We start from the raw sequence: 7833 nt of genomic DNA, 5'->3' as shown, positions 1-7833 counted from the left end.
CTCCAGCAGTTTGCCCAACGAAATCAGGGTAATGATGATGGCGCTCGCCTCGAAATAGAGCTTGCCACTGGCGGCCATCCCCAGCGTCAGCAGCAGGTAGAGGCTGTAGAAGTAGGCGGCACTGGTGCCGGTCGCCACCAGCACATCCATGTTGGCGGAGCGGTTCTTGAGGGCAAGCCAGGCACCGCGATAGAAGCGGGCTCCAATCCAGAACTGCACCGGGGTGGCGAGCAGCAGCTCCAGCCAGGCGGGCAGATGCCAGGGGAGCAACCCCGCCATAGCGATCATGCCCACCAACAGCGGCAGGGTCAGCAGGGCCGAAATCACAACCTGGATCAGCGCCTTGTGCGTGGCGGCCGCTTCCTGCTCTTCACGGGCCTGCAGCTGTTGGCGGCGCGCACTGGCCGAGCCCTGCACCAGCTGGGCACCAAAGCCGAGCGCCTCTATATGTTCGCGTAGCGAGGCCGGGGTCTGCATGCCGGGCACCAGCTCGATGCGGGCCTGCTCGATGGAAAAATTGACCTCGGCCGAAAGCACGCCGGGCAGCGCCGCCAGCATCTTGTTGAGACGTGCGGAGCAACCGGCGCAGGTCATGCCGCTGATCTGGAAGGAGAGGGTTTCGTGGCCGTAGCCGTAACCCTGCCCGGTGATGCTGTCGAGTACCGCGGGCAAGCTGGCCGGGTCACCCAGTTCGATGGCCACCTGCTCCAACGCGAAGTTGACGGTTGCCGTCACGCCGTCGAGCTTGTTGAGTGCTGTGCTGATGCGGCTGGCACAGTTGGCGCAGCTCATACCACTGAGCGGCAGTTGCAGATGAATGGGGTGTTGAAGTGGGGTGCTCATGCTGTTCCTCCTCGGAACCAATCGGCCGAACTGGCTGCCGACCGCCAAACCCTAACCTTTACTCTAAGGGCAAGCTCAAGTCACGACTCGCACTTTTTAAACATGAAAAAACGGCGCCCGCCCCCTGCCGGATTACCCGGGCAAGAGGCGAGCGCCGATGCATGGCTTGTTAGCGCTAGAACAGCGGGCGATCAGATGCCGTACTGGGCGCGGTAAGCCTGCATGGCCGCCAGTTGCGCCGCCAGCGCCGGCTGCTCGGCCTGCTTCTCTTCCAGATAATGGATCAGATCGCTCATCTGGATGATGGCGATGATGTGGGCGCCGTAGTCACGCTCCACTTCCTGAATGGCGGAGAGCTCGCCCTTGCCCTTCTCCTGACGGTCCAGCGCGATCAGCACGCCAGCCAGCGAGGCACCGTTGGCCTGGATCAGATCCATGGATTCGCGGATGGCGGTCCCGGCGGTGATGACATCGTCCACCAGCATGATACGACCCTTGAGCGGGCTGCCCACCAGATTGCCGCCTTCGCCGTGATCCTTGGCCTCCTTGCGGTTGAAGCACCAGGGCACATCCACATCATGTTGCTCTACCAGCTGCACGGCGGTAGCGGAGGCGATGGGGATCCCCTTGTAGGCCGGGCCAAATAGCACATCGAACGGGGTGCCGGCATCCATCAGAGCGGCGGCATAGAAGCGGCCGAGGCGGGCCAGATCGCGGCCGCTGTTGAACAGACCGGCGTTGAAGAAGTAGGGGCTTTTACGACCGGATTTCAGGGTAAATTCACCGAATTTGAGGACCTGTTTCTCCAGGGCGAACTCGATAAATTGACGCTGGTAGGCTTTCATTCTGGCTCCTTGCTTGGCTTGTCGTTTACTGGTGTGGGGTATAAAAAAACGCGGTCAATGCCGCGTTTTTCAAAACAGAAATCAGGAGAGTGACTGCTTCTGCAGCGCAATGATCTCTTCAATGCCGCCCTTGGCGAGCCCCAGCATCGCCAGCAGCTCTTCATGGGTGAAGGGCTCGGCCTCTGCAGTGCCCTGCACCTCGATGATGCGACCATCTTCGGTCATCACCACGTTCATGTCGGTCTCGGCGGCGGAGTCTTCGATGTACTCCAGATCGCAGATGGCTTCGCCCTGATACATGCCGACAGAGACGGCGGCGATCATCTGCTTGAGCGGACTCTGCTTGAGCATGCCCTTCTCGACCATCCAGTTCAGCGCATCCACCAGCGCCACACAGGCACCGGTAATGGAGGCGGTGCGGGTGCCGCCATCGGCTTGCAACACGTCACAGTCAACTGTGATGGAGTGCTCACCCAGTGCGGTCAGGTCTACCGCCGCGCGCAGGGAGCGGGCGATCAGACGGGAGATCTCCAGGGTACGACCACTCTGCTTGCCGGAAGCCGCTTCGCGGTTCATCCGGGAGTGAGTGGAGCGCGGCAGCATGCCGTATTCGGCAGTGACCCAACCCTGACCCTTCCCTTTCAGGAAGCGCGGAACGCTGGTGTCGACGCTGGCGGTGCAGAGCACGCGAGTGTTACCGAACTCCACCAGCACTGAGCCTTCTGCATGTTTGGTGAAATTGCGGGTAATGGTAACCGGGCGAAGTTGCGCGGCACTGCGATCGCTGGGACGTGACATGGAACGGACCTCTGGGCTGGCTGAATTGGCGCAGGAGTATAAGTGATCCAGCCCCAAATATCAGCCGCTAAGACGCTGTTCCTGATCGGTCGTGAGTGGTGAGGAACCGAGCAGGAATCCACGTTTATCGCCCTCAATGAGGATTCAGGGCAGCACCGGGCAGGGCTCAACACAGTCCCACAAAAGCCGGAACAGGTTCTAAAGCCACAGCCATGGCTGACGGGACAAGTCTGGCTGAGTATACTGGCCGCACACTTCATCAAGCCCGGAACAATCAATGATTCACAGCATGACCGCCTACGCCCGCAAGGAATTCAAGGGCGACTGGGGCACAGCCGTTTGGGAAATTCGTTCGGTCAACCAGCGCTATCTGGAAACCTATATCCGTCTGCCGGAGCAACTGCGCAGCCTGGAGCCGGTGCTGCGTGAGCGTTTCCGTGCCAAGCTGCAACGCGGCAAGGTGGAGTGCAACCTGCGTTTCGAAGCCGCTCAGGCCGCTGCCAGCCAGCTGCACATCAATGAAGAGCTGGCCAAGCTCATCATCGACAGCGCCAACTGGGTAATGAAAGAAGCGGGCCAGGGCCAGCTCAACCCGGTCGACGTGCTGCGCTGGCCGGGTGTCATGGCCGCCGCCGAACAAGACATGGACGCCGTCGCCACCGAGCTGCTCGGCGGGTTTGACCAGACCATGGAAGATTTCCTCGCCTCCCGCGCCAGCGAAGGTGCCAACCTCAAGAACCTGATCCAGCAGCGTCTGGATGGCATCCAGGTGGAAGTGAAGAAGGTGCGCATACACCTGCCGCAGATCATCGAATGGCAGCGCCAGAAGCTCACCGATCGCCTGACCGAAGCCAAGGTGGAGCTGGATCCGGCCCGTATCGAGCAGGAAATCGTGCTGCTGGCCCAGAAGATCGACGTGGCCGAAGAGCTGGATCGTCTGGAGATGCACATCAGCGAAACCATCAAGATCATGAAGAAGGGCGGCGCCTGTGGCCGCCGTCTCGACTTCATGATGCAGGAGTTCAACCGCGAGTCGAACACGCTCGGATCCAAATCCATCAACGCCGAGGTGACCCAGTCCGCCGTCGAGCTGAAAGTCCTGATCGAGCAGATGCGCGAGCAGATCCAGAACATAGAGTAATGGATGCAAGAAGCCCGTCAACGACGGGCTTCTACTCCATGCCTGCACCACACCGCTATTGGCTTGAGCCAGATCGGATTTTCATTCCTGTCCGACAGCATCTGACTCGCTTGTGCGGTATGCTGTCACGCTGATGCCCAACAACGACCTCTATTGAGGCCTGCCTTATGAAATACCTTGTAGTACAAACCAAACAGATAGGGGATGTGCTGATCTCCACCGCGCTGTGCAACAACCTCAAGCAGAACGATCCAAGCGGGGAAGTTCACTATCTGGTCATGGATTATTGCGCGGGTATGGCGCAGGGCAATCCCAATATTGATCGACTCCTCATCATAGAGAAAGCCAGACGCAACGACTGGCGCTACATGAAGGACCTGCTGCTGGATATCCGCCGCGAACACTATGACGTGGTGGTCAACAGCCAGGGCCAGATGATAGGCCTGCTGACCTGCCTCTTCTCCGGCGCCAGGTTGCGGATAGGATTTGACTCCTTCCCCTGGCGGCTCGGCCACAACCGCATTGTACGCTTTCGCAAAGACACCGAATTCCAGGGTAACAGTACCCTGATCGACGACCGCTTCTCGCTGCTCAAGCCCCTCAACCTGGCCAAAGAAGATCGTAATTACCATCTCTGGCTGAGCGAGGAGGAGAAACAGCAGGGACGTGAAACCTTGCAGGCGGCCGGCATCGATCTCGCTCGGCCCTTGATCGCCATGGGGGTCAACTCGCTGGGGCACTACAAACGTTGGCCTATCGACTGCTTCGCCCAGGTTGCCCAGTGGCTCATCGAGCAGCACAACGCCCAGATCCTGATCTACTGCGGGCCAGGGGAAGAGGAGTACAACCGCGGTCTCAAGCCGCTGCTGCCCACCGCCTTGCAGGGCAGCGTGTTTGATCAGATCAAGACCCGCTCGGTGCGGGAGCTGGTGGGACTGTTTGCCCACTGCAAACTGTTTGTCGGCAACGATACCGGCCCCCGCCACATGGCCCAGGCCATCGACCTGCCCCTGCTGACCATAGTGGCCCCCGGCGGCGACAAGATCATTGCCAATCCGGTCAACCACCCCCGTTATCAAGCCATCGATATCTTCGATGCCAAGGGGCCGGCCTTCCAGCTACCGCAAAATGCGGAGAAAGACTTCATCGACGACACCCTGTTGCGCGCCATCACGCCTGAGCTGGTGATTGCCCGACTGACAGCGCTGCCTGATTGGCAAGCAACCACTGCCTGAATAGCCGGTCGAACTCGGTCAGGTTGAGAGAGTTGATGTCCTGTTCACGGAGATTCTCCGAGAACAGGACGGTCGCCAGTGGGGAATTGGGATGCCACTCCATGAAATTCTCGTTGCCGCCCCCTATATCCGGGTTGTAGAGACCCAGAATGGGTTGCTTCAACCCGGCCGCGATATGTATGGTCGCCGTATCAACCGAGATGAGGCCCTGACTCTGGCGCACCTGGGCGAAAAGGCCCGCCAGCGAAGGCGCATCGGGTGACAATACCATCCGCTCGGGTCGGGAGAGCCCAGCCCGGATCCCCGCTACTTCAGCCTCCATGCCTGGTGGATAAAGCAGGCAGATAGCAAATGGGCAAGCGTCCAGCATCCTCTCCAGCATCTGCCGGATCAGCTCGGGCTTCAGACGGCGAGAGCTGCCGCTGCCATAAGGGTTGAAGCAGAGCACGACATCATCGGGCCACCAGCTCGCAACCGACGCCTCCTGGCCCGGAGCCGGGATTATGTAGCGCTGATCCGGATCTGCCACCCCAAGTCGATTCAACAGCAGGGCAAACTTGTCGGAGAAGTGCATGCCGCTGGACGCAGCTCCCAGCTTGAGATTGATGGCCTGCAGGGCGTCGTCCATGCCGGCGACCCAATCTGCCCTGACCTGACTGATGAAAAAGATATCCTTCATCTTCAACATCTTGCCAAAGTGAACCAGGCAACCGACCTCCCCCAGTGACTGTGCCAACCGCCTGAGTTGACAATAACCGGGGCGCTTGGGCACCTCGATGACCCTATCCATGCCGAAATGCTCGCGAAACAGGGGAGCCATGGCTGCCGTTGTCACGATCCACACCTCACGTGCCGGGTTGACTCGCTTTAGCTCACGGGCCACCCAGGACGAGACGATCGCATCGCCCAGTTTGGCATCCCAGCGCAGCAGGACGACTTTTCCCTCGCTCTCCCTGGTGGGTTCAGGCCGTTTTCGATCAAACAGAAACCGTCCCACCTTGCGGCGAAAAATGTCACGCTTGAGTTGCAGATCGTTGATTAATGACATGAATCTACCAGGATGGCCGTTGAATTGGGGAGATATGATAACAGGCTGACACCACTACAGTGTCATCAGGGCATCGACCTGACGGCTGATCTCGACAGGCGAAAGCGCGGAAAGGTTATCCGTGGTCGATCTCAGGATGATATTGCGGCCAGAGAGCGGAATAAACGCATCGCGCCAGGACTCGTTGTTCATCAACACCAGAGTGGGCACCCCGAACGAAGACGAGATATGGATGATAGAGGTATCCGTCGAGATGACACCCCGAGCATCCTTGATGAGCTTGGCGGCATCGAGAATGGTGTCGGGAAACAGAGCTGTCATATCCTGCCGCTGACATGCCAGAGGGCGCTTGGAGAAGACCAGGTAGGAAACCCCCGGATACACTGGCAATTGGGCCAGAATGCCGTTGATTTGCTGATCCACCATCGAATTGCCCACCTGACTTCCCGTCAGATTAACCAGCAGATAGGGGCCATAAGCATGAGTATCCAGCTGCTCATTGCAAGGTGACGGTATAGTGACCGGCACATGCGTTTGATCACCTGTCACGCTGAGCATGCGATAGACAAAATGCTCCCGGATGGGGCGTGACGATACTATGGTGGCCTTTTGGTTGAACAGTCGCAGCACCCGCTGCTGCGCTTCGCTCTTGAAACGCAAGGGCAATGACTGCAGGCGACCATTGGCCAGAAACAACAGCTTGGCCATGGCAATGTCATCGGGCTCATCGAACAGGTTGATGACGATGTCATACTGCCGGTGCCTGAGCTCACGCAGCTTACACCACATACCCGCCGATAACAGGGTATCGTTCAAGGTGATCACATGGCATTCATCGATCCCGGCGACCGAGGCCGCCAGCATCTCGTTGCGCCGGCTGCACACCAGCTCAAGGCGAGCGGCGGGGTACATCTCCCTGAGCCGGGCAATGGCGGGCAGGGAGAGAATGAAGTCGCCGATGGCGTCATAGCAAATCACCAGAACACGGGTCGGTTCCACTTCTACCGCACCAGGAATGGCAAGAGGCTGCCTGCCAATCATCCACTTGGCAATCTGATTGATGAGCAATTTTTTGAAATTCATACGTTATCCAGAATGCAACAGCCTATCTTCTACCCCGTGCTGTCAGGGCTATCCACTGCCATGACAGAGGCATTATTATTCAACCCATGCCTATCCCAGATAGTGGCCATAAGCCCGATCATCAATCGTGGTGGTAAAGAGATCCACATCCAGACAGCAGGGCTCAACGCCGGAAGCGCTCAGGCCAGTCAGCTGCAGGAGACCCGTCAGGTAGTCCGCCGGCATTCGCACCGGATAGGCCTTGGCCAATAATTTTTTGGCCCCCCTCAGCGTCAACATGTAACCGGCAGCAGACAACACAGCACGCTTGGAGTGTTTGCTGGGCGTCCTGTATTTGGCAAGCCGGTAACCCTCTGGCAGGGCTCGCAAAAGAGGCCACTTTTTAGCCTTGCCATGGTGCAGAAAAGCAATGTCAGAGCTGTTGCATGAAACTATCCTTTCAACGATTTTTTTGAAGTGCATGTGTAGGTAAGCGTCATCTTCCAGAATGACGCAACGCTCGATTCCCTTTGCCACCATCATCTCGTAGAGCTTGATATGGCTCAGTGCACACCCTATCTCGCCATGACTCAGTTCATGGCCTGAAAAGGTCTTGGCTGCAACCATATCAACAAGCCCAACATCTTCCTCCGTCAAATTACGGCCATCAATGGCATCAAAAAAGCTGAACTCAATGCCTAGATGCTTCATCTGCTTGAGCGCCATCTCTCGGCGTTCGGCGCTACGGGAAAGACTGATGACAAAAACTGGGATCATGTTATCTACCGTTCAGAAACCCCTCATCCAGTGAATAAGGGTGAGAAAATAGTCTATAAAAGTTCTCGCAACATCATATCAAAC

General features: G+C 58.0%; 8 protein-coding genes. 2 read left to right on the top strand and 6 right to left on the bottom strand.

What is annotated here, in order from left to right:
- From AAC083_RS15145 to rph, 3 genes are all read right to left on the bottom strand, one after another.
- A partial coding sequence (locus tag AAC083_RS15145; RefSeq protein ID WP_181364594.1) for a heavy metal translocating P-type ATPase occupies positions 1–843 on the bottom strand: 843 nt, incomplete at its 3' end.
- Positions 844–1034: 191 nt separating this feature from the next.
- Positions 1035–1688: an orotate phosphoribosyltransferase gene (gene pyrE, locus AAC083_RS15140; protein WP_108535480.1), complete on the bottom strand. Its 654-nt coding sequence runs from the start codon at positions 1686–1688 to the stop codon at positions 1035–1037.
- Positions 1689–1769: 81 nt separating this feature from the next.
- Complete coding sequence (rph, locus tag AAC083_RS15135; protein ID WP_021138508.1) at positions 1770–2486, bottom strand: ribonuclease PH; 717 nt, start codon at positions 2484–2486, stop codon at positions 1770–1772.
- A gap of 277 nt (positions 2487–2763) precedes the next feature.
- Here rph and AAC083_RS15130 point away from each other — a divergent pair, with 277 nt between their 5' ends.
- Both AAC083_RS15130 and AAC083_RS15125 read left to right on the top strand, forming a co-directional pair.
- A complete protein-coding gene (locus AAC083_RS15130; RefSeq protein WP_108535479.1) occupies positions 2764–3627 on the top strand; it encodes a YicC/YloC family endoribonuclease in 864 nt (287 codons plus the stop codon).
- Positions 3628–3794: 167 nt separating this feature from the next.
- The gene (locus AAC083_RS15125) at positions 3795–4862 is read left to right on the top strand and encodes a glycosyltransferase family 9 protein (protein WP_108535478.1); all 1068 of its coding nucleotides are present in this window, start codon (positions 3795–3797) and stop codon (positions 4860–4862) included.
- On the opposite strand, the gene AAC083_RS15120 is transcribed toward AAC083_RS15125, so the two are convergent.
- The 3 genes from AAC083_RS15120 to AAC083_RS15110 all read right to left on the bottom strand — a co-directional run bounded on the left by AAC083_RS15120 (position 4798) and on the right by AAC083_RS15110 (position 7749).
- Entirely contained in the window at positions 4798–5910 is a 1113-nt protein-coding gene (locus AAC083_RS15120; RefSeq protein ID WP_108535477.1) for a glycosyltransferase family 9 protein, read from the bottom strand. The two genes, AAC083_RS15125 and AAC083_RS15120, sit on opposite strands and share 65 nt — an antisense overlap.
- Before the next feature lie 54 nt (positions 5911–5964).
- Complete coding sequence (locus tag AAC083_RS15115; RefSeq protein ID WP_108535476.1) at positions 5965–6993, bottom strand: glycosyltransferase family 9 protein; 1029 nt, start codon at positions 6991–6993, stop codon at positions 5965–5967.
- Positions 6994–7083: 90 nt separating this feature from the next.
- Entirely contained in the window at positions 7084–7749 is a 666-nt protein-coding gene (locus tag AAC083_RS15110) for a glycosyltransferase family 25 protein (RefSeq protein WP_108535475.1), read from the bottom strand.
- Positions 7750–7833 lie beyond the last annotated feature (84 nt).

It is taken from the genome of Aeromonas sp. HMWF014, assembly GCF_963878295.1.
Classification (GTDB): Bacteria; Pseudomonadota; Gammaproteobacteria; order Enterobacterales; family Aeromonadaceae; genus Aeromonas; species Aeromonas popoffii.
This window is presented reverse-complemented; position numbering and strand designations above follow the sequence as displayed.

What these genes read in the sequence shown, in the direction of transcription:
- AAC083_RS15130 (WP_108535479.1), top strand. Translation starts at nt 2,764, where the DNA reads ATGATTCACAGCATGACCGCCTACGCCCGCAAGGAATTCAAGGGCGAC.
- AAC083_RS15110 (WP_108535475.1), bottom strand. Translation starts at nt 7,749, where the DNA reads ATGATCCCAGTTTTTGTCATCAGTCTTTCCCGTAGCGCCGAACGCCGA.
- AAC083_RS15120 (WP_108535477.1), bottom strand. Translation starts at nt 5,910, where the DNA reads ATGTCATTAATCAACGATCTGCAACTCAAGCGTGACATTTTTCGCCGC.
- AAC083_RS15125 (WP_108535478.1), top strand. Translation starts at nt 3,795, where the DNA reads ATGAAATACCTTGTAGTACAAACCAAACAGATAGGGGATGTGCTGATC.
- pyrE (WP_108535480.1), bottom strand. Translation starts at nt 1,688, where the DNA reads ATGAAAGCCTACCAGCGTCAATTTATCGAGTTCGCCCTGGAGAAACAG.
- AAC083_RS15115 (WP_108535476.1), bottom strand. Translation starts at nt 6,993, where the DNA reads ATGAATTTCAAAAAATTGCTCATCAATCAGATTGCCAAGTGGATGATT.
- rph (WP_021138508.1), bottom strand. Translation starts at nt 2,486, where the DNA reads ATGTCACGTCCCAGCGATCGCAGTGCCGCGCAACTTCGCCCGGTTACC.